The sequence below is a fragment of the Streptococcus sp. HMSC061D10 genome, from assembly GCF_001808865.1.
GTDB lineage: Bacteria > Bacillota > Bacilli > Lactobacillales > Streptococcaceae > Streptococcus.
This window is the reverse complement of record NZ_KV794998.1, coordinates 20,284-42,654: the sequence shown is the minus strand read 5'-3', so window position 1 is coordinate 42,654 and position 22,371 is coordinate 20,284. Positions and strand designations below refer to the sequence as shown.

The following is a 22,371-nucleotide window of genomic DNA, read 5'->3' as shown; positions in this document are numbered from 1 at the left end:
GTAATGAAATATAAAAATGTCTAGACAAATCGTCTAGACATTTTTTCTAACTTAAATTAGTTTTTTGAAGCAGCTTGGAATTCAGGGTTTTTCCAAGCTTCATCAATAATAGCTTGCAATTCTTTTGCTGAAGCTTGCATTTTTTGAGTTTCAGCATCGTTCAATGGGATGTTTACTGGACGCACAATACCATGTGCTCCAACAACAGCTGGTTGACCGATGAAGACATCTTTGATTCCGTATTGACCTTCTTGGAATACAGAAAGTGGAAGTACTGCATTTTCATCGTCAAGGATTGCTTTAGTGATACGAGCAAGGGCAACTGCGATACCGTAGTATGTAGCACCTTTCTTGTTGATGATTGTGTAAGCAGCGTCACGAACACCTTCGAACAATTCGATCAATTCAGTTTCTTGAACGTTTTGAGTGTCTTTAAGGAATTCTTCAAGGTTAACACCTGCGATGTTAGCGTGTGACCAAACGGCAAATTCTGAGTCACCGTGTTCACCCATGATGTAAGCGTGAACTGAACGAGCGTCTACATCCAATTTTTCAGCAAGGGCTTGACGGAAACGAGCTGAGTCAAGAGAAGTACCTGAACCGATAACGCGTTCTTTAGGGAATCCTGAGAATTTCCATGTAGAGTATGTCAAAACGTCAACTGGGTTAGCAGCTACAAGGAAGATACCGTTAAATCCTGATTCAACAACTTGTGTTACGATTGATTTGTTGATTGCAAGGTTTTTACCAACAAGATCAAGACGAGTTTCACCTGGTTTTTGAGGAGCACCAGCAGTGATAACTACAAGGTCAGCGTCCGCACAGTCAGCGTATTCAGCAGCATAGATTTTTTTAGGTGAAGTGAAAGCAAGGGCGTGGCTAAGGTCAAGAGCGTCACCAACAGCTTTTTCGTGTAATTGAGGAATTTCAATGATACCAAGTTCTTGGGCAATTCCTTGGTTAACAAGAGCGAAAGCGTAAGATGAACCTACGGCACCATCACCAACGAGGATAACTTTTTTGTGTTGTTTAGTTGCTGTCATTAGTCTAAACATCTCCTTTGTTTTTTTTAGGGTAATACCCTGTCTGATTCCATTCTATCACTTTTAAATAGCTTTGTCACGGATATAACATCCAGTTATCAATGTAAGCGTTTTATGTGTGTCCATAGACTGAAATATAAGCTAAACTATGGTATAATATATCTAGTTACTAATAGTGAAATGAGGCATTTGTTAATGCAAGATAAAAATTTAGTGAATGTCAATCTGACAAAGGAGATGAAGACCAGCTTTATCGACTACGCCATGAGTGTTATCGTATCGCGGGCCCTTCCTGATGTTCGAGATGGTTTGAAACCAGTTCATCGTCGTATTCTATACGGTATGAACGAATTGGGTGTGACACCAGATAAACCTCATAAGAAATCTGCTCGTATTACAGGGGATGTCATGGGTAAATACCATCCGCACGGTGACTCATCTATCTACGAAGCTATGGTTCGTATGGCTCAATGGTGGAGTTACCGTTACATGCTTGTAGATGGGCATGGGAATTTTGGTTCCATGGATGGTGATGGTGCCGCAGCTCAGCGTTATACTGAAGCGCGCATGAGCAAGATTGCACTTGAGATGCTTCGTGATATCAATAAAAACACCGTTGATTTTGTAGATAACTATGATGCCAATGAACGTGAACCTGTTGTTCTACCAGCTCGTTTCCCAAATCTTTTGGTCAATGGTGCTACAGGTATTGCCGTTGGTATGGCGACCAATATTCCGCCACATAACTTGGGTGAAACCATTGATGCGGTTAAGTTGGTTATGGATAATCCAGAAGTTACGACTAAGGACTTGATGGAAGTACTCCCTGGGCCTGACTTCCCAACCGGTGCCCTTGTTATGGGGAGATCAGGGATTCATAAGGCCTATGAAACAGGAAAAGGCTCCATTGTTCTTCGTTCCCGTACAGAAATCGAGGAAACAAAAACTGGTCGCGAACGTATCGTTGTAACAGAATTTCCATACATGGTTAATAAGACCAAAGTCCATGAACATATTGTGCGTTTAGTTCAAGAAAAACGTATCGAAGGAATCACAGCTGTTCGTGACGAATCTAACCGTGAGGGTGTTCGCTTTGTTATCGAAGTGAAGCGTGATGCCTCTGCCAATGTTATCTTGAACAACTTGTTCAAGATGACTCAAATGCAAACTAGCTTTGGATTTAACATGCTGGCTATCCAGAATGGTGTACCAAAGATTCTCTCTCTTCGTCAAATCTTGGATGCTTATATTGAGCACCAAAAAGAAGTGGTGACTCGTCGTACTCAATTTGACAAAGAGAAAGCTGAAGCGCGTGCACATATCTTAGAAGGTTTGTTAATTGCCCTAGACCATATTGATGAAGTTATTCGTATCATTCGTGCCAGTGAAACGGATGCAGAAGCCCAAGCTGAATTGATGAGCAAGTTCAAGTTATCTGAACGTCAAAGTCAAGCAATTCTCGATATGCGTCTACGTCGTTTGACAGGTTTGGAACGTGACAAGATTCAGTCGGAATATGATGAGCTTATTGCTTTGATTGCTGACTTGGCAGACATTCTTGCAAAACCAGAACGCGTAGCGCAAATCATCAAGGAAGAATTGGATGAGGTCAAACGTAAGTTTGGCGATCCACGTCGTACTGAGTTGATGGTTGGTGAAGTCTTGACGCTTGAAGATGAAGACTTGATTGAAGAGTCTGATGTTCTCATCACTCTATCAAATAAAGGTTATATCAAACGTTTGGACCAAGACGAATTTACAGCTCAAAAACGTGGTGGACGTGGGGTCCAAGGAACTGGAGTTAAGGACGATGACTTTGTGCGTGAATTGGTTTCAACCAGCACTCACGATCATTTGCTATTCTTTACTAATAAAGGGCGTGTGTATCGTCTTAAGGGGTATGAAATTCCAGAGTATGGTCGCACTGCTAAGGGCTTGCCAGTCGTCAATCTTTTGAAACTAGACGATGGTGAAAGCATTCAAACCATTATCAATGTTGAATCAGAACGTAGTGATGATGCTTACCTCTTCTTTACAACTCGTGCTGGTATTGTTAAGAGAACCAGCGTTAAAGAATTCGCAAACATTCGTCAAAATGGTCTCAAAGCCTTGAATCTGAAAGATGAGGATGAGTTGATTAATGTCTTACTAACTGAAAAAGACACGGATATCATCATCGGAACCAAATTAGGTTATGCAGTTCGTTTCAATCAGTCTTCAGTTCGTAGTATGAGTCGTATCGCCACTGGTGTTAAAGGGGTAAACCTTCGTGAAGGTGATGCAGTAGTAGGAGCGAGAGTGATCACTGACCAAGATGAAGTCCTTATCATAACTGAAAAAGGATACGGTAAGCGCACAGTTGCGACTGAATACCCAACAAAAGGTCGTGCCGGTAAGGGAATGAAAACAGCCAATGTTACTGAAAAAAATGGTCCTCTGGCTGGCCTCTTAACAGTAAACGGTGACGAAGACTTGATGATTATCACTGACACAGGTGTCATGATTCGAACAAATGTAGCCAATATTTCACAAACGGGGCGTTCAACTATGGGAGTAAAAGTGATGCGTCTAGATCAAGATGCTAAGATTGTGACTTTTACAAGTGTTGCAGCAGCAGAAAAAGAAGAAGTTGGGGCAGAACAGGAAACAGAAAGTGAAGCATAATGTCTCAAAAAAAGAATCAAAGTAAAAAAAATAAACGTAAGAATCTTCTGATTAACATACTGGCAGGATTCCTAATCTTGTTATCTATCGCTTTAATCTTCAATGCCAATATTCGTGATATGTTCATGATTTGGAACACTAATAAGTATCAGGTCAGTCAAGTAACTAAGGAAGAGATTGAGGAGAATAAAGAAACAGAAGGGAATTTCGATTTTGACTCTGTAAAATCACTTTCCTCGGAGGCAGTCCTATCAGCTCAGTGGAATTCTCAGCAACTTCCGGTTATTGGAGGTATTGCCATTCCAGAGCTTGAAATGAATCTGCCAATATTTAAGGGACTCGATAATGTTAACCTCTTTTATGGTGCTGGGACAATGAAAGCCAATCAGGTAATGGGAGAAGGAAATTATTCTCTAGCAAGTCACCGTATCTTTGCAGGTGAAAATGCAGATAAGAAATTATTCTCTCCTCTTGCTCGCGCTGAGAAAGGGATGAAAATTTATCTCACTGATAAAGAGAAAGTCTATACATACGAGATTGAAGAAGTTAAAATTGTAACTCCTGATCGAGTAGATGTAATTGACGAACGTGATGGGATTAAAGAGATTACCTTAGTAACCTGTGAAGATGCTAATGCAGTTGAGAGAATCATCGTTAAAGGAAATTTGACAGAGATAAAATCTTATGCAGAAACTCCATCAGATATCTTAGAAGCCTTTAATAAACCCTATAAACAATTTTATGAATAGTAGAAGAGGTTGGGACAAAAGAGCCCGACCTCATTTTTTATTAGCAATCAAACTTTGACGCGGTAGCTGATTGAACTTTTTGTTCGTCTTTTAGACTCCAAAAAGCTCCTAATCATCCTCGCGGGGCTGGGACTACGAAATCGAGACTTTGTCTATCGATTTCTGTCCCACCGCCTTTTCTTGTCAATTTCAGAAAATAGATAGGAAAAAGACTTTTCAATTTTGGTAAAAAGTAGTATAATGTTTCTATTATAGAAATTTTTAGAAAATTCCGAAAGAGGTTTGTTATGGGATACACAGTTGCTGTTGTTGGCGCTACAGGTGCCGTTGGTGCTCAAATGATCAAAATGTTGGAAGAATCAACTCTTCCGATCGATAAGATTCGTTACCTTGCGTCTGCACGTTCTGCAGGAAAGGTCTTGCAATTCAAAGGTCAAGATGTGACCATCGAAGAAACAACAGAAGACGCTTTTGAAGGGGTTGATATTGCTCTTTTCTCAGCTGGTGGATCAACTTCTGCAAAATACGCACCTTATGCTGTTAAGGCAGGCGCAGTCGTCGTAGATAACACTTCTTACTTCCGTCAAAATCCAGATGTACCATTGGTTGTTCCTGAAGTGAATGCTCACGCCCTTGATGCTCACAACGGAATCATCTCATGTCCTAACTGTTCAACTATTCAAATGATGGTAGCTCTTGAACCAGTTCGTCAGAAATGGGGCTTGGACCGTATTATCGTATCAACTTATCAAGCAGTTTCAGGTGCTGGTATGGGAGCAATTCTTGAAACCCAACGTGAGCTTCGTGAAGTCTTGAATGACGGTGTTAATCCACGTGATGTACATGCGGAAATCTTGCCTTCAGGTGGCGATAAGAAACACTATCCAATTGCCTTCAATGCTCTTCCACAAATTGATGTTTTCACTGATAATGACTACACTTACGAAGAAATGAAGATGACCAATGAAACCAAGAAAATCATGGAAGACGATAGCATTGCCGTATCAGCAACATGTGTACGTATTCCAGTTTTGTCAGCTCACTCTGAGTCAGTCTATATTGAAACAAAAGAAGTAGCACCAATCGAAGAAGTGAAAGCAGCTATTGCTGCCTTCCCAGGTGCAGTTCTTGAAGATGATGTTGCTCACCAAATCTATCCTCAAGCAGTAAATGCTGTTGGTTCACGTGATACATTCGTTGGACGTATCCGTAAAGACTTGGATGCAGAAAAAGGTATTCATATGTGGGTAGTATCTGATAATCTTCTTAAAGGTGCAGCTTGGAACTCAGTTCAAATCGCAGAAACACTTCACGAACGTGGTCTAGTACGCCCAACAGCTGAATTAAAATTTGAATTGAAATAATGTGTAGGAGTTCATTTGAACTCCTTCTTTAAAATAGAGAGGTGTTTTGTATGTCTTATCAAGATTTAAAAGATTGTAAAATTATCACGGCCTTTATTACTCCTTTTCATGAAGATGGGTCAATCAATTTCGATGCCATTCCAAAGTTGATTGAACATTTATTAGCACATCATACAGACGGAATTCTCCTAGCAGGAACAACTGCTGAGAGTCCGACTCTGACTCACGATGAGGAGTTGCAGTTGTTTGCGGCTGTTCAAAAGGTTGTCAATGGCCGTGTTCCTTTAATCGCTGGTGTTGGTACCAATGATACACGAGACTCTATTGAGTTCGTCAAAGAGGTAGCGGAATTTGGTGGTTTTGCGGCTGGTCTTGCGATTGTTCCTTACTACAATAAACCATCTCAAGAAGGTATGTATCAACACTTTAAAGCTATTGCAGACGCATCTGATTTGCCTATTATAATCTATAACATTCCAGGTCGTGTAGTTGTAGAAATGACTCCAGATACCTTACTTCGTTTGGCGGAACATCCAAATATCATTGGTGTTAAGGAATGTACCAGTCTTGCCAATATGGCTTACTTGATTGAGCATAAGCCAGAAGAATTCTTGGTATACACTGGTGAGGATGGAGATGCCTTCCATGCTATGAATCTTGGTGCAGACGGAGTTATATCTGTTGCTTCCCACACAAATGGGGATGAGATGCATGAAATGTTCACTGCAATCGAAGAAAGTGATATGAAGAAAGCGGCAGCTATTCAACGTAAATTTATTCCTAAAGTTAATGCTCTATTCTCTTACCCAAGTCCGGCACCTGTTAAGGCAGTACTCAACTATATGGGATTCGAAGCGGGGCCAACTCGTCTACCTTTGGTTCCTGCGCCTGAAGAGGATGCTAAACGCATTATCAAGGTTGTTATTGATGGGGATTACGAAGCAACCAAGGCAACTGTCACCGGAGTTCTTCGTCCTGATTACTAAAATTTTCATTATTAATAATAGAAACTTTCTAAACAAGTCAATTTGTTGGGAAGTTTTTTCTTTTTTTACGAATAAATAGATAGAGAGAAAAATAAGGAGTCTATCATGAAAATTAAGATTGATAATTTTGAGATTTATAAGTTGAAACAAGCAGGTCTAAGTAATCAACAAGTGCTAAAGGTTCTTCAATATGGAGAAATTTATGATCAGGAATTAAGCTTAGAAACGATAGCAGAAGCATCTGAGTGTAGAAATCCAGTGGTTTTTATGGAACGTTACCATAAACTCACCTTTGAAAGTATGGAGAGATTAAGAAGTGACTTTGAAAAATTTCCCTCATTTTCCATCCTAGACGATGTCTATCCCTTTGCTCTCAGTGAAATCTATGATGCTCCAGTATTATTATTTTATAAGGGCGATTTAAATCTCTTAAAGTTGCCTAAGATTGCAGTTGTAGGCAGTCGCTCTTGTAGTCAAACAGGGACAAAATCAGTCCGTAAGGTTATTGAAGAACTGGAGAATGAGCTGGTGATTGTGAGTGGGCTTGCTAGAGGGATTGATACTGCAGCGCATATGTCTATTCTTCAAGGTGGTGGAAAAACTATTGCAGTTATAGGGACTGGCTTGGATGTCTTTTATCCTCGATCTAATAAACGACTGCAGGACTACATCGGTGAATATCATTTGCTACTGAGTGAATATGGACCTGGTGAAGAACCCTTGAAATATCACTTTCCAGCACGAAATCGGATTATTGCTGGCCTATGTATGGGTGTTATCGTTGCTGAAGCAAAGATGAGATCTGGTAGTTTGATTACCTGTGAGCGAGCTATGGAAGAAGGAAGAGATGTTTTTGCTATTCCAGGTAGCATTTTAGATGGTCGTTCAGATGGTTGTCATCACTTGGTTCAAGAAGGTGCAAAACTTGTTTCAAGTGGTCAGGATGTGCTAGCAGAATTTGAATTTTAAGAACTAGTAAGACTTTATCGGTTAAACTTTTCTTCTATATATAAGAGTTAAGTCTTGACAGGTTTTTAAAAATGGTTTACACTTTATAAAGTTTATTACTTTGAAAAGGTGTGATACTGTGGCTACGGCAACAAAGAAAAAAAAATCAACAGTTAAAAAAAATCTAGTAATCGTGGAGTCGCCTGCAAAGGCTAAAACGATTGAGAAATACCTGGGTAGAAATTATAAGGTTTTAGCCAGTGTTGGTCATATTCGTGATTTGAAAAAATCCAGTATGTCAGTCGATGTAGAAAATAATTATGAACCCCAATATATCAATATTCGTGGGAAAGGTCCTCTGATCAATGACTTGAAAAAAGAAGCTAAAAAATCCAGTAAAATCTTTCTCGCAAGTGACCCGGACCGCGAAGGAGAAGCAATTTCTTGGCATTTAGCTCATATTCTGAATTTAGATGAAAATGATGCTAACCGTGTTGTTTTCAACGAGATTACCAAGGATGCGGTAAAAAATGCCTTTAAAGAACCTCGTAAGATTGACATGGATTTGGTGGATGCACAACAAGCCCGTCGTGTCTTGGACCGCTTGGTAGGTTATTCTATTTCACCGATTTTATGGAAAAAGGTGAAAAAGGGCTTATCAGCTGGCCGTGTTCAGTCTGTTGCGCTCAAGTTAATCATTGACCGCGAAAATGAGATCAATGCTTTTCAACCAGAAGAATATTGGACTATTGATGGAGTCTTTAAAAAAGGGACTAAGCAATTCCAAGCATCCTTCTATGGAATGAATGGCAAGAAGATGAAATTGACGAGCAATGAAGAGGTCAAAGAAGTCTTGTCTCATCTATCCAGTAAAGACTTTACAGTTGATCAGGTAGATAAAAAAGAACGCAAGCGTAACGCTCCACTCCCTTATACTACCTCAACTATGCAGATGGATGCAGCTAATAAAATCAATTTCCGTACTCGAAAGACCATGATGGTTGCCCAGCAACTCTATGAAGGGATTAATATTGGTACGGGCGTCCAAGGTTTGATCACCTATATGCGTACAGACTCGACTCGTATCAGTCCAGTTGCTCAAAATGAAGCTGCAAACTACATTAATGAACGTTTTGGCAGTAAGTATTCTAAGCATGGTAGCAAGGTCAAAAATGCGACTGGTGCTCAGGATGCCCATGAGGCTATCCGCCCATCAAGTGTCTTTAACACGCCAGAAAAAATTGCTAAGTATTTGGATAAAGACCAACTTAAGCTTTATACCCTTATCTGGAATCGCTTTGTAGCGAGTCAGATGACGGGTGCCATCTTTGATACTATGTCCGTGAAGCTCTCTCAAAATGGAGTTCAGTTTGCAGCGAATGGTAGTCAGGTTAAATTTGATGGTTACTTGGCTATTTACAATGATTCAGATAAGAATAAGATGTTGCCGGATATGGCAGTTGGTGATGTCGTCAAGCAGGTCAATAGTAAGCCTGAGCAACACTTCACTCAACCACCAGCACGTTATTCGGAAGCGACACTGATTAAAACTTTGGAAGAAAATGGTGTTGGGCGTCCATCAACTTATGCACCCACTATTGAAACCATTCAAAAGCGCTATTATGTGCGTTTGGCAGCCAAGCGTTTTGAGCCGACAGAATTGGGAGAAATTGTCAATAAACTGATTGTTGAATACTTCCCAGATATCGTCAATGTAACCTTTACAGCTGAAATGGAAGGTAAACTGGATGATGTCGAAGTTGGAAAAGAGCAGTGGCAACGAGTCATTGATGAATTTTACAAACCCTTCTCTAAAGAGGTTGCCAAAGCCGAAGAGGAAATGGAAAAAATCCAAATCAAGGATGAGCCAGCAGGATTTGATTGTGAAGAGTGTGGCAGTCCGATGGTCATTAAACTTGGTCGTTTTGGTAAGTTCTATGCTTGTAGCAATTTCCCAGATTGCCGTCATACACAGGCTATCGTGAAAGAGATTGGTGTTGAGTGTCCAAGCTGTCATCAAGGTCAAATTATTGAACGAAAAACCAAGCGTAATCGTATCTTCTATGGTTGCAATCGCTATCCAGAGTGTGAATTCACTTCTTGGGACAAGCCTGTTGGCCGAGATTGTCCAAAATGTGGCAACTTCCTCATGGAGAAAAAAGTCCGTGGTGGCGGTAAGCAGATCGTTTGTAGCAATGGTGATTACGAAGAAGAAAAAATCAAATAAAATGAGTCCTGAAAGTAAATTTCAGGCTCTTTTGATTAGTGCTTGACAAAATTCATCATTGTATGCGAAACTAGAAGAAGATTATTTTATACTCTGAAAATCAAAGAGCAAACTAGGAAGCTAGCCGCAGGCTGCTCAAAACACTGTTTTGAGGTTGTGGATAGAACTGACGAAGTCAGTAACATATATACGGAAAGGCGACTCTGACGTGGTTTGAAGAGATTTTCGAAGAGTATTAACTAGGAGAAGTTATGCGTATTATCTATCTGATTATTGGATTTCTGTCATTAGCTCTGGCTATTGTTGGAGTTGTCTTGCCCTTGTTGCCAACGACTCCTTTTCTTTTGTTGTCTATTGCTTGTTTTTCGAGAAGTTCCAAGCGTTTTGAAGATTGGCTTTATCATACCAAACTTTATCAGACTTACGTGGCGGACTTTCGTGAGACCAAGTCTATTGCGCGTGAACGTAAGAAAAAAATTATTGTATCGATTTATATCCTGATGGGAATTTCCATTTATTTTGCGCCTCTTTTACCAGTCAAAATCGGTTTGGGATGTTTAACCATCTTTATTACCTACTATCTTTTTAAGGTGATTCCTGATAAAGAATAGCTTTAATAAGTAACGATTTTCCTTGATAAAAACAAAAACATATTCGAAATAATATGATATAATAAATTTAAAGTAATCTTCAAGGAGAATCAAATGATTTACGAATTTTGTGCTGAAAATGTAACCTTGCTTGAAAAAGCTATGCAGGCAGGAGCTCGTCGCATCGAGCTTTGTGACAATCTAGCAGTTGGTGGAACAACTCCAAGCTACGGAGTGATCAAGGCAGCTGTGGAACTGGCGGCCGACTACGATACGACCATTATGACTATGATTCGTCCACGTGGTGGTGACTTTGTTTACAATGATCTAGAAATTGCCATCATGCTTGAGGACATCGCTCTAACTGCTCAAGCAGGAAGCCAAGGCGTTGTCTTTGGTGCATTGACTGCTGATAAGAAGTTGGACAAGGCCAATCTTGAAAAATTGATTGCTGCATCTAAAGGTATGGAAATTGTTTTCCATATGGCATTTGATGAATTGAGAGATCAAGATCAGTTGGAAGCCATTGACTGGCTCAGCCAAGCTGGAGTGACACGCATTCTGACTCGTGCTGGTGTATCTGGCGATTCTCTAGAGAAACGTTTTGCGCACTATCACAGAATCCTAGAACACGCTGCAGGAAAAATTGAAATTTTGCCTGGTGGAGGGATTGACATGGACAACCGTCAAACCTTTATTGACCAACTGGGCGTGACACAATTACATGGAACTAAGGTCGTTTTTTAAAAAATAGAAAGGAACTGCTAGCTTTTGGTAGCAGTTTTCGCTTATGTTTGAAATTTTTAAAGCTTATCAGTTTAATAGTAAAAAGGCTAAAGAGTATGGATTTGAAGAAAATCAAGGCGTATGGAACCATAGTTCGACTATCTTGCACGGAGATTTTCTCATGATAGTTACAGTTGAGGATGGAGACTTAAGTTTTCAAGTTTATGACCAAGAAACTGGCGATCTTTATCCTCAAGTTCATATGGCCAGTATGAGAGGTAGTTTTGTTGGAACTGTTCGAGAGGCTTGTTTAGAAGTTCTTTATGAAATCCGAAAGTCTTGTTTTGAGGTGCGGGATTTTATCTGCCCACAGACCAAGAGAATTATGGCAGTTGTTCAAGAAAAGTATGGAAATCAATTGGAATATCTATGGGAGAAATCCCCTGATACTGCAATTCTGCGCCATGAGGGCAATCAAAAGTGGTATGCTGTTTTGATGAGAATCTCTTGGGATAAGCTTGAAAAGGGCAGAGAAGGACTAGTGGAAGCAGTCAATCTCAAACATGATCAAGTATCTGATTTGTTGGTAAAAAAAGGGATTTATCCAGCCTTTCATATGAATAAGCGCTACTGGATAAGTGTGCCACTTGATGACAGTTTAGCAGATGAAGAGCTGCTAGAATTGATCGAAAAAAGTTGGAACTTGACCTTGAAAAAGTAATTAGATTTACTTGATTTTTCAAATACTTTCAATTAGCAAAATATTCTTTACTGAAGAAATTTTCAGAAAATATTGGATTTTTTCTTGACATGTGTTTTTTCCTATGCTAAAATACTAAACAAGATATCAAACGAAGGAGAAAGTCAAACATGAAAACAGCTAAGTTTAATCAATTTGCTTTGTTGTTGAGGTACTCGGACTAGTGCAAAAGCATTAGTCCTGTTTGGCTTACCAAGCGGGAGTAAATCAACATCTCGCTTGGAACTCCGAGCGAGATGTTTTTTTAAAACCGAATTTAGAAAAGGGGAAATCTTATGAGAACAGTTGAATTTCTAGATACTAGCCTTCGAGATGGTGAGCAGACACCAGGTGTTAATTTTTCGATCAAGGAAAAGATTGCCATTGCAAGACAACTGGAAAAATGGGGAATTTCGGCAATTGAAGCTGGTTTTCCAGCAGCTAGTCCAGACTCATTTACTGCAGTTCAGGAAATCGCAAAAGTCTTGAAGAAAACAGCGGTGACTGGTTTAGCTCGCTCTGTTAAATCAGATATTGACGCTTGTTATGAAGCACTTAAGGATGCTAAGTATCCACAAATCCATGTTTTTATCGCTACTAGTCCTATTCATCGTGAATTTAAGTTGAATAAAAGCAAAGAGGAAATATTGGAAGCTATTAAAGAGCATGTTTCCTATGCACGTAGTAAATTTGAAGTGGTAGAATTCTCTCCTGAAGATGCGACTAGAACTGAGCTGGATTTCCTCTTACAAGTCGTTCAAACAGCGGTAGACGCAGGTGCGACTTATATCAATATTCCTGACACGGTTGGTTTTACCACACCAGAGGAATATGGGAATATCTTCAAGTATCTGATTGACAATGTTAAGACTGATCGTCAGATTATCTATTCACCTCACTGTCACGATGACCTTGGAATGGCAGTTGCCAATAGCCTTTCTGCTGTTAAGAATGGTGCGGGGCGTGTTGAAGGAACCATTAATGGTATTGGAGAACGAGCTGGGAATGCTGCTTTAGAAGAAATAGCGGTGGCCCTCAATATTCGCCAAGATTATTACCAAGCAGAGACAAGTATCGTCCTAAATGAAACAATTAATACGTCCGAAATGGTCTCTCGCTTCTCAGGAATTCCAGTTCCAAAAAACAAGGCGGTTGTTGGAGGAAATGCCTTCTCTCACGAATCAGGTATTCACCAAGACGGTGTTCTTAAAAATCCTCTCACTTATGAAATCATTACACCTGAATTGGTTGGTGCCAAGAGCAATAGTCTTCCGCTTGGTAAATTGTCTGGTCGCCATGCCTTTGTTGAAAAACTGAGAGAGCTAGCCCTAGACTTTACAGATGAAGATATCAAGCCACTCTTTGCTAAGTTCAAGGCCTTGGCAGATAAAAAGCAAGAAATCACAGATGCTGATATTCGAGCTCTGGTAGCTGGTACCATGGTTGAAAATCCAGAAGGCTTCCACTTTGATGACTTGCAACTTCAAACCCATTCTGAAAATGATATTGAAGCGACAGTTAGATTAGCTAATTTTGATGGTGAGAAAGTTGAATTTAATGCAACAGGTCAGGGTTCTGTTGAAGCTATTTTCAATGCTATTGATAAATTCTTTAATCAATCTGTTCGCTTGGTATCCTATACGATTGATGCGGTAACTGATGGGATTGATGCTCAGGCACGTGTATTGGTAACTGTTGAAAACAGAGATACAGAGACTATCTTTAACGCAGCTGGACTTGATTTCGATGTGTTGAAGGCTTCGGCTATCGCTTATATCAATGCTAATACCTTTGTTCAAAAAGAGAATGCTGGTGAGATGGGAACAACAGTTTCCTATCGTGACATGCCTAGCGTGTAAAGGAGAAAGCTATGACAAAGAAAATAGTGGCCCTAGCAGGTGATGGTATCGGCCCAGAAATCATGGAAGCTGGTTTAGAAGTTCTGGAGGCTCTAGCTGAAAAAACAGGCTTTGACTACGAGATAGACAGACGACCTTTTGGAGGGGCGGGGATTGATGCTGCAGGAAATCCCTTGCCAGACGAAACGCTCAAGGCTGCTAGAGAAGCGGATGCTATTCTACTCGCTGCAATCGGTAGTCCTCAGTATGATGATGCTCCAGTTCGACCCGAACAAGGGCTTCTGGCCCTTCGAAAGGAACTCAATCTCTATGCCAATATTCGTCCGGTTAAAATCTTTGAGAGTCTCAAGCACTTATCACCTCTGAAGCCAGAACGAATAACTGGTGTTGACTTTGTAGTAGTACGTGAGTTGACAGGAGGAATTTACTTTGGTGATCATATCCTTGAAGAAAAAAAAGCGCGTGATATCAATGAATACAGCTATGAGGAAGTAGAACGAATTATTCGCAAGGCTTTTGAAATTGCAAGAAGTCGGAGAAAAATCCTTACCAGTATTGATAAGCAAAATGTTTTGGCAACATCAAAACTATGGCGGAGAGTTGCTGATGAAGTCGCAAAAGATTTTCCGGATGTAACTTTGGAACATCAGCTAGTCGACTCGGCTGCCATGCTCATGATCACAAATCCAGCTAAGTTCGATGTTATCGTGACAGAGAATCTTTTCGGAGATATCTTATCTGATGAATCAAGTGTTCTATCAGGTACACTCGGGGTTATGCCATCAGCCAGCCACTCTGAAGATGGTCCGAGTCTCTATGAACCCATTCATGGTTCGGCACCTGATATTGCTGGACAAGGAATTGCAAATCCTATTTCCATGATTTTGTCAGTTGCCATGATGCTGAGAGACAGCTTTGGACGTTATGAGGATGCGCAGCGTATCGAACGTGCTGTTGAAGCTAGTTTAGCGGCTGGCATTTTAACAAGAGATATAGGAGGACAGGCTTCGACTAAGGAAATGACAGAAGCCATCATTGCAAGACTATGAAACTAAACGAAGGAATTACTTTTGCCCTCCTGATTTGGAATCTCATCATTTTCTTGATATATGGCATTGACAAATTTAAGGCAAGAAGAGATGCTTGGCGAATACCTGAAAAATATTTATTATCATTTGCATTCTTTTGTGGTGGTTTTGGGGCCTGGTTGGCAGGACTCACTTTTCATCACAAGACTAGAAAATGGTATTTTAAAACAGTTTGGTTCCTAGGAATAGTAACTACACTAGTAGCTTTGTATTTTGTATGGAGGTAATGAATGGCAGGAAAATCAATTTTTGATAAATTATGGGACCTCCATGTGATCACAGGAGAAGAGGGACAACCTCAACTCATGTATGTGGATCAGCACTACATCCATGAAGTGACCAGTCCTCAAGCTTTTCAAGGATTACGAGATGCAGGGCGTAGATTGAGAAGACCGGATTTAACATTTGGCACTTTTGACCACAATGTACCGACAGTTAATATCTACGATATTCGAGATGTGATTTCCAAGGCTCAAATTGATAAGCTAGCTGAAAATGTTGAAGAATTTGGAATCGAACATGCGGCTCACGGTTCTGAAAAACAAGGGATCGTACACATGGTTGGTCCAGAAACAGGACGAACCCAACCAGGAAAATTCATCGTCTGTGGAGACAGCCATACAGCAACCCACGGAGCTTTCGGAGCAATCGCTTTTGGAATTGGGACCAGTGAGGTCGAGCATGTCTTTGCTACCCAGACACTCTGGCAGGTCAAACCCAAGAAAATGCTGGTAGAATTTACAGGAGTTCCACAAAAGGGAGTTTATTCCAAGGACTTTATTCTCGCCTTGATTGCCAAGTACGGCGTTGCCTGTGGTGTTGGCTATGTGGTGGAATATCGGGGACAAGCGATTGATGCACTGAGTATGGAAGAGCGAATGACCATCTGCAATATGTCCATTGAATTTGGCTCTAAGATGGGAATCATGAATCCAGATCAGACCACTTTTGACTATTTAAAGGGACGAGAGTGTGTACCTAAAGATTTTGATGCAGCAGTAGCTGATTGGAAAAGGCTTGTTAGCGACGACGATGCCGTTTATGACAAGGTTATCCGAATGGATGTCTCTGAATTGGCTCCTATGGTGACTTGGGGAACTAATCCTGCTATGGGGGTTGATTTTGACAGTAGTTTCCCAGAAATTAAGGATATGAATGATGAACGAGCCTACAATTATATGGATTTGGAGCCTGGTCAAAAGCCAGCAGATATTGAATTAGGCTATATCTTTATAGGTTCATGTACCAATGCTCGGCTCAGTGACTTGCAACTGGCTGCTCGATTTGTCGAAGGGAAGAAGATTGCTCCTAACTTAACAGCTATTGTGGTACCTGGTTCTCGACCAGTCAAGCGAGCTGCTGAGAAGTTAGGTTTGGACAAGGTATTCCTAGATGCCGGCTTCGAATGGAGAGATCCAGGGTGTTCTATGTGTCTAGGAATGAATCCTGATAAAGTACCAGATGGTGTTCATTGTGCCTCAACTAGCAATCGTAACTTTGAAGATCGACAAGGATTTGGTGCTAAGACTCATCTCTGTAGTCCAGCCATGGCAGCTGCGGCAGCAATCGCAGGACGTTTCGTAGATGTACGGCAAATGCCAGAAGCCCAGTAAGGAGAGGATATGGAGAAATTTACAGTTTATACGGGAACGACCGTTCCTCTTATGAATGATAATATTGATACCGACCAAATCCTACCCAAGCAGTTTCTGAAATTGATTGACAAGAAAGGTTTTGGTAAATATCTCATGTATGCTTGGCGTTATCTGGACGATAAGTACACTGAGGATCCAGACTTTGTCTTTAACCGACCAGAATACCGCAAGGCGAGTATTCTCATCACAGGGGATAACTTTGGCGCAGGTTCTTCGAGAGAACACGCAGCTTGGGCATTGGCTGACTATGGTTTTAAGGTCGTGATTGCAGGATCTTTCGGGGATATTCATTACAATAATGAACTCAATAATGGCATGTTACCAATCGTTCAACCTAGGGAAGTTAGAGAAAAACTCGCCCAGCTCCAACCAACTGACCAAGTGACGGTTGACTTGGAACAACAAAAAATCATCTCACCAATTGGAGAATTCACTTTTGAAATAGATAGTGAATGGAAACACAAACTCTTAAATGGTTTGGATGATATCGGTATTACCATGCAGTACGAAGATTTGATTGCTGCCTATGAAAAACAACGACCAGCCTACTGGCAGGATTAGAAGAAAAAAAATAGAAAAGGAAATAGAACTATGACAAAACACATTCAATGGAACGGAACACTTTCACAAGAAGGCTACGAAATTTTAAAAGGTGAGGGCGGATGTATCGTTTGTCCTACTAAGGTTGGTTACATCATTATGACTAGTGATAAGGCAGGACTTGAGCGTAAGTTTGAAGCCAAAGAACGTAATCGTAACAAACCAGGAGTAGTCCTCTGTGGTAGTATGGATGAGCTTCGCGCTTTAGCACAACTAAATCCAGAAATTGAAGCTTTCTACCAAAAACATTGGGACGAAGATATTCTTCTTGGTTGTATCCTTCCATGGAAACCAGAAGCCTTTGAAAAATTGAAAGCATATGGTGATGGTCGCGAAGAACTCATGACTGACGTTCGTGGAACGAGCTGTTTCGTTATCAAGTTTGGTAAAGCTGGTGAACAATTGGCTGCTAAACTCTGGGAAGAAGGAAAAATGGTCTACGCTTCATCTGCAAATCCTTCTGGAAAAGGAAATCGTGGTAAGGTTGAAGGAATCGGAGAACGTATCGAAGAAGCAGTGGACCTTGTTATCGAGGCAGACGACTACGTGGCATCAATCCAACCTGACAAAACGATTGAAACACGCTACGAGCAAGGTGTGATGGTCTCTATGGTCGATAAAGACGGCAAACTCATTCCAGAACAAGGTGGAGCACGTTCAACTTCACCAGCTCCAGTGGTTATCCGTAAAGGCCTTGACATCGATAAAATCATGATGCATCTGTCAGACACCTTTAACTCATGGGACTACCGTCAGGGTGAGTATTATTAGGATGTAGAAGGAGTGAGGTTTAGTCATTATTGATAAAAACAGATTTTTTAAAAGTATTCATACACAATTAAAATCAAAGTTCATTTTTTGTTGATAGGCGACTTAAGAAACATCATAATACAAGTATAAACTTGTAAATTTACCAGCAAATCAATGAACCATACTATATTCAGGGCAAGCAAGTAATGAGTTTCTAACAATAACTTTAATATGTTTGTTTAGACAGTAACATTTCTCCTCTTTTTGATTTTAAATGAGTATTAAATTGCGATAAGTTGAATTTATTGGATTAAGAACCTCAAAAAACAAAAAGGAAAGCATCTCATAAAAAGATGTTTTCCTTTTATTGTATAAGTTATCGAATAGAGTTATCATATTGCTTTTCTTCAAATTCAAAGTGGATCAAAAATGATACTTGATGAATAATGATACTCTGTAGTTTAACCATTTTATTAGTTGTTTTCGACTTGTTCACTATATTTTGGTTTTAGGGTTGTTCCTGTATTGATAATAGTGCGTTTTTGAACTAAAGGCAATTCTGTACGATTATAAACTGTTCTCCAAGGTTCCCAAGCAAGACCAGTTTTTTCTTGAATTTTTACACGAAGATTGCGAACATTTCCTCTAAATTGTAGTTCAGTTTGGAAACCAGCAGTTCTATTTTTTCCATTATCTTCCCATTCACGAGAGCGGATGCTTTCAATTCCATTTTCGTCATATGTGACTTCGTCCCAGTAAACGTAGTAACGAGCGACATACCCACCCTTATGTTGCAAATTGAGATAGCCATTCTTGTAAGAGGTAATTTTAGTTTCAATATAATCAGTACTGTTTTGGATTGTTGCAACTTGATTATCTCTTAAAAAGGCAGTTTTATAAGAAATAGGGACTGCAGGATTTTGTGTACTAAAATTAGCTCCTTCTTGAATTAATTTTTTGAGATCTTCAGGTGTTCCAGTAACTACTCGAGCAGCGCCATCAGCGTTACCGCCAACAATAACAGCTGTTACAGAAGTATTTTTCAAAACACGAGCCCATTCAGATTCAGGGTTAATAGGCACACCTTTAATGACAGCATTTATAGCTGCTTTAAGTTCTGTACTTGTACTTGTTGTTTCAAATTTAACATACATTTGACGGCCATAAGACATACTAGAAACATAAACAGGAGGTGTTTGTTCATCCAAGCCGCGATCTTGTAAATCGTTGACTGTTACATTATCACCAAAGACATCTCCAGGATTTTTTGGTGCATCAAAGTTAGCGGTAAAGTAAATTTGTTTAAAGTCGACAACTTCAATTTGTTTTTCACCTTTTTGTGCAGCTTCAAAGTCAATTTTTAAATCAACCCCAATTTTTTCAAAGTTGCTACCAAATTTTGCTTTTAGTTGATTCATACTATATGCTGAAGTAGAATCGTATTGCATACGAGCAGGTGCAGGATTGCTTGATGCATAATTTGCATTCCATCTATTTACCAGAGTGTTAATTCCTTCCTGCATACCACTGACTGTTGTGTTTGCATCAGTATAGCTATCTGCTCCAGCCATTCCTGGAAGGTCCACGCTGATTCTACCCTGTTTTCTATCAATACTAACAAGTTGAGGTTTATTTTCTAATAACCCTTGATCTGCTCGGAACAAAGCGCCTAGGAAGATGTCGCTATTACCGTTAATTGAAACATCAGCTGAATTATTAGAAATACTCTTTTTCACTTTTTCAATTACAACAAACTCATTTCCTTGTTGTTTTGAAGATGTATTTGAATAATTTTCGATTGCTTCACCTCTACGAGTTAAAATATCAATTTTATTGTAGTTTAATCCGAAAAGATATTTATTCAAGTCCTTATCTGCCTGATTAGTAGATCTCATGAGGTTTTCCATAACATCTGCTTTTGGTGCTTCAGTTACAGTAGTGGCGTCTTTTTCTTCAGGTTTTGAATTGAGGTTTGGAGTATTTTCTTGTTCGTTTACTGTAGGTTCTGTTTTTGGATTAGAACTACTTGAAATTGGGGGTTCAGTAGCTTTTACAGTATTATTTTGAATAATCGAAGCTGTACTTAATAAAAAAGTTGCAATAACAACACCACAGACACCAATGCTACGTTTTCGGATAGAATAACGAAAACCTTTTTCAAGATTATTTTGAATCATATAAAGCTCCTAGTTTATTATTTCATTTTATCATCTCTTGAATGCGCTTTCTCGGGATAAAAATATTCTATCAGAAATAAAAATCTAATGCAATCGTTTTCTTGACAAAATGGACATATTTATATATATGTTTATTTTTAGAAATTTATGCTTTTTAGTGTAATTTCTCTCTCGCTAGAGAGTTTACCTACGATAATCCTCTTATGCAGCTGATCCGTCATACAATTGAATATATGAAGAATCAGAGAAGCATAGGGGGAGGAGTTCTTGATAATTTATTAACAAGTCGTGAGAATGTGGCAGAAATCGTGCGAGTAACATCCACTTATAAACTAGCTAATCGAGCTAAGATTATCAGAATAAATAAAACCAAACCTCTTCGTCATGCCTATTTTCGAGAGTACAGAAAGTTGCAAGAGCTTTGCCTGATGATCCTAAATAGAGAAAAGCATGGTTTAGGAGACCAAGAGCAAAAAATCCATGGTATTCTTTTTGATGTTGCCTGGATTTGGGAAGAGTATGTTTATACCTTGTTGCCAAAAGATTTCATCCATCCACGAAATAAGAATAGGGCGGACGGTATTTCAGTATTTTCTGACCGTGAACGAAAAGTATTTCCAGATTTCTATCATCAAAACCATAAAATCGTACTAGATACTAAATATAAAAAACTAGAGTTCACTGAAAAAGGGATCAATCGTGAAGACTTGTTCCAGCTGATTTCTTATTCTTATATTTTAAAAGCTGAGCAGGCTGGGCTTGTTTTTCCGAGCAAGGAAAAGGTAGTTGATAATGAGATAGGTAAGCTAGCAGGCTATGGAGCCCTGTTGAAGAAGTGGTCTATCCAAGTCCCTGGACAAGCTGAAAGCTATCAAGATTTTGTCAGGAAGATGGAGTCCTTTGAAAAAGTTTTTATCGAAAATCTAGGTAGAAATTTAAAAGGTAAGACAAATTCAGGGTAACTGTCTAGTTATCTCCTTGATTGAAAATACGAAACACGAACATTATTTGTTTTCAGTCATAATAATTGACAAAAAACGGACATTACTGTAAACTTGTTAGAGTAATTGTCTGGAAAAGACGAGACTATTCCTAACTTTAGGAAAGTCTAAAGAAGAGAAATGAGAGAAATATGTTAAACGAATTTCCAATCTTTGACTATGAAGATATTCAGCTAATCCCAAATAAGTGTGTCCTTCAAAGTCGAGCAGAAGCTGACACACATGTGACCTTGGGGAAACATACCTTTAAGTTGCCAGTTGTTCCTTCTAATATGCAGACTATCTTGGATGAAGATGTTGCTGAACAGCTTGCCAAGGGTGGCTATTTTTACATCATGCACCGTTTTGATGAAGCGGGACGCATTCCTTTTGTCAAACGTATGCACGATCAGGGCTTGATTGCTTCAATCTCAGTAGGTGTTAAAGACTACGAGTATGACTTTGTTAGTCAATTAAAGGATGATGCACCAGAGTACATCACTATTGATATCGCTCATGGTCATGCTGATAGCGTTATTTCAATGATTCAGCACATCAAGAAAGAATTGCCAGATACCTTTGTCATTGCTGGAAACGTTGGAACTCCAGAAGCCGTGCGTGAACTTGAAAATGCTGGTGCAGATGCTACTAAGGTCGGAATCGGTCCAGGTAAGGTTTGTATTACTAAGGTCAAAACTGGTTTTGGTACTGGTGGTTGGCAGTTAGCAGCCCTTCGCTGGTGTGCGAAAGCTGCGCGTAAGCCGATTATTGCCGATGGTGGTATTCGTACACATGGTGATATCGCCAAATCAATCCGCTTTGGTGCAAGTATGGTGATGATTGGTTCACTGTTTGCAGGGCATATCGAAAGTCCTGGTAAAACAGTTGAAGTTGATGGTAAACAATTCAAAGAATACTATGGCTCAGCTTCAGAATATCAAAAAGGTGCCTACAAGAACGTCGAAGGTAAGAAAATTCTTCTTCCTGCCAAAGGACATTTGCAAGATACCTTGACTGAGATGGAACAGGATTTGCAAAGTTCGATTTCTTATGCTGGAGGTCGAAAGGTAGCTGATCTTCGTCACGTTGACTATGTCATTGTGAAAAATTCTATCTGGAATGGTGATGCTCACTAATATTACTATTACTTATTTATGCCACGAATTGGCGTGGCGTTTCTACAAGGTACCGTAAATACCTAACAATGAGTAAGCTGCAGAGATATA

The 22,371-nt window shown here is 39.7% G+C and carries 18 protein-coding genes, 1 pseudogene and 1 riboswitch; of the genes and pseudogenes, 17 read left to right on the top strand and 2 right to left on the bottom strand.

Annotated features, from left to right (window positions below):
* Positions 1–56 precede the first annotated feature (56 nt).
* Positions 57–1,043, bottom strand: coding sequence for an L-lactate dehydrogenase (locus tag HMPREF2728_RS02530; RefSeq protein ID WP_045763432.1), 987 nt, complete (start codon positions 1,041–1,043; stop codon positions 57–59).
* Positions 1,044–1,238: 195 nt separating this feature from the next.
* Here HMPREF2728_RS02530 and gyrA point away from each other — a divergent pair, with 195 nt between their 5' ends.
* The 15 genes from gyrA (at position 1,239) to HMPREF2728_RS02455 (ending at position 18,009) form a co-directional block, all read left to right on the top strand.
* The gene (gene gyrA, locus HMPREF2728_RS02525) at positions 1,239–3,707 is read left to right on the top strand and encodes a DNA gyrase subunit A (RefSeq protein WP_060955818.1); all 2,469 of its coding nucleotides are present in this window, start codon (positions 1,239–1,241) and stop codon (positions 3,705–3,707) included.
* Complete coding sequence (locus HMPREF2728_RS02520) at positions 3,707–4,456, top strand: class A sortase (RefSeq protein ID WP_000078698.1); 750 nt, start codon at positions 3,707–3,709, stop codon at positions 4,454–4,456. Before gyrA ends, HMPREF2728_RS02520 begins: the two co-directional genes overlap by 1 nt.
* A gap of 287 nt (positions 4,457–4,743) precedes the next feature.
* Positions 4,744–5,820 carry an aspartate-semialdehyde dehydrogenase gene (locus HMPREF2728_RS02515; RefSeq protein ID WP_049504392.1) on the top strand — a complete coding sequence of 359 codons (1,077 nt, stop codon included), beginning with the start codon at positions 4,744–4,746 and terminating at the stop codon, positions 5,818–5,820.
* Positions 5,821–5,870: 50 nt separating this feature from the next.
* Positions 5,871–6,806 (top strand): 4-hydroxy-tetrahydrodipicolinate synthase, encoded by a 936-nt coding sequence (dapA, locus tag HMPREF2728_RS02510; RefSeq protein ID WP_000121596.1) that lies wholly within the window; start codon positions 5,871–5,873, stop codon positions 6,804–6,806.
* A 111-nt stretch (positions 6,807–6,917) separates the two neighbouring features.
* Positions 6,918–7,775 (top strand): DNA-processing protein DprA, encoded by an 858-nt coding sequence (gene dprA / locus HMPREF2728_RS02505; protein ID WP_148130246.1) that lies wholly within the window; start codon positions 6,918–6,920, stop codon positions 7,773–7,775.
* Between the two features lie 118 nt (positions 7,776–7,893).
* Entirely contained in the window at positions 7,894–9,981 is a 2,088-nt protein-coding gene (topA, locus tag HMPREF2728_RS02500; RefSeq protein WP_075226957.1) for a type I DNA topoisomerase, read from the top strand.
* Between the two features lie 251 nt (positions 9,982–10,232).
* Positions 10,233–10,592, top strand: a complete 360-nt coding sequence (locus HMPREF2728_RS02495; protein WP_045763427.1) for a YbaN family protein — start codon at positions 10,233–10,235, stop codon at positions 10,590–10,592.
* 93 nt (positions 10,593–10,685) lie between these two features.
* Complete coding sequence (locus HMPREF2728_RS02490) at positions 10,686–11,318, top strand: copper homeostasis protein CutC (RefSeq protein WP_075226956.1); 633 nt, start codon at positions 10,686–10,688, stop codon at positions 11,316–11,318.
* A gap of 43 nt (positions 11,319–11,361) precedes the next feature.
* Complete coding sequence (locus tag HMPREF2728_RS02485) at positions 11,362–12,018, top strand: MmcQ/YjbR family DNA-binding protein (protein ID WP_075226955.1); 657 nt, start codon at positions 11,362–11,364, stop codon at positions 12,016–12,018.
* A 314-nt stretch (positions 12,019–12,332) separates the two neighbouring features.
* Positions 12,333–13,895 carry a 2-isopropylmalate synthase gene (locus tag HMPREF2728_RS02480; protein WP_075226954.1) on the top strand — a complete coding sequence of 521 codons (1,563 nt, stop codon included), beginning with the start codon at positions 12,333–12,335 and terminating at the stop codon, positions 13,893–13,895.
* 11 nt (positions 13,896–13,906) lie between these two features.
* Positions 13,907–14,944 carry a 3-isopropylmalate dehydrogenase gene (gene leuB, locus HMPREF2728_RS02475; RefSeq protein WP_075226953.1) on the top strand — a complete coding sequence of 346 codons (1,038 nt, stop codon included), beginning with the start codon at positions 13,907–13,909 and terminating at the stop codon, positions 14,942–14,944.
* Complete coding sequence (locus HMPREF2728_RS02470; protein WP_075226952.1) at positions 14,941–15,210, top strand: DUF1294 domain-containing protein; 270 nt, start codon at positions 14,941–14,943, stop codon at positions 15,208–15,210. The genes leuB and HMPREF2728_RS02470 overlap by 4 nt, the downstream gene beginning before the upstream one ends.
* A 3-nt stretch (positions 15,211–15,213) precedes the next feature.
* Entirely contained in the window at positions 15,214–16,596 is a 1,383-nt protein-coding gene (gene leuC, locus HMPREF2728_RS02465; protein WP_075226951.1) for a 3-isopropylmalate dehydratase large subunit, read from the top strand.
* 9 nt (positions 16,597–16,605) lie between these two features.
* On the top strand, positions 16,606–17,199 hold the full coding sequence (gene leuD, locus HMPREF2728_RS02460; RefSeq protein ID WP_075226950.1) for a 3-isopropylmalate dehydratase small subunit: 594 nt from the start codon (positions 16,606–16,608) through the stop codon (positions 17,197–17,199).
* Positions 17,200–17,229: 30 nt separating this feature from the next.
* Complete coding sequence (locus HMPREF2728_RS02455) at positions 17,230–18,009, top strand: L-threonylcarbamoyladenylate synthase (protein ID WP_049526683.1); 780 nt, start codon at positions 17,230–17,232, stop codon at positions 18,007–18,009.
* A 452-nt stretch (positions 18,010–18,461) separates the two neighbouring features.
* On the opposite strand, the gene HMPREF2728_RS02450 is transcribed toward HMPREF2728_RS02455, so the two are convergent.
* Positions 18,462–20,165, bottom strand: a complete 1,704-nt coding sequence (locus tag HMPREF2728_RS02450; RefSeq protein WP_075226949.1) for a thiol-activated cytolysin family protein — start codon at positions 20,163–20,165, stop codon at positions 18,462–18,464.
* A 176-nt stretch (positions 20,166–20,341) separates the two neighbouring features.
* On the opposite strand from HMPREF2728_RS02450, the pseudogene HMPREF2728_RS02445 reads away from it, so the two are divergent.
* Positions 20,342–21,127 (top strand): annotated as a pseudogene (locus tag HMPREF2728_RS02445) (3-isopropylmalate dehydrogenase); the annotation flags it as partial.
* Between the two features lie 170 nt (positions 21,128–21,297).
* Entirely contained in the window at positions 21,298–22,281 is a 984-nt protein-coding gene (guaC, locus tag HMPREF2728_RS02440) for a GMP reductase (RefSeq protein WP_049529533.1), read from the top strand.
* Positions 22,274–22,370, top strand: a riboswitch (purine riboswitch). It overlaps the preceding gene by 8 nt.
* Position 22,371: the final 1 nt, after the last annotated feature.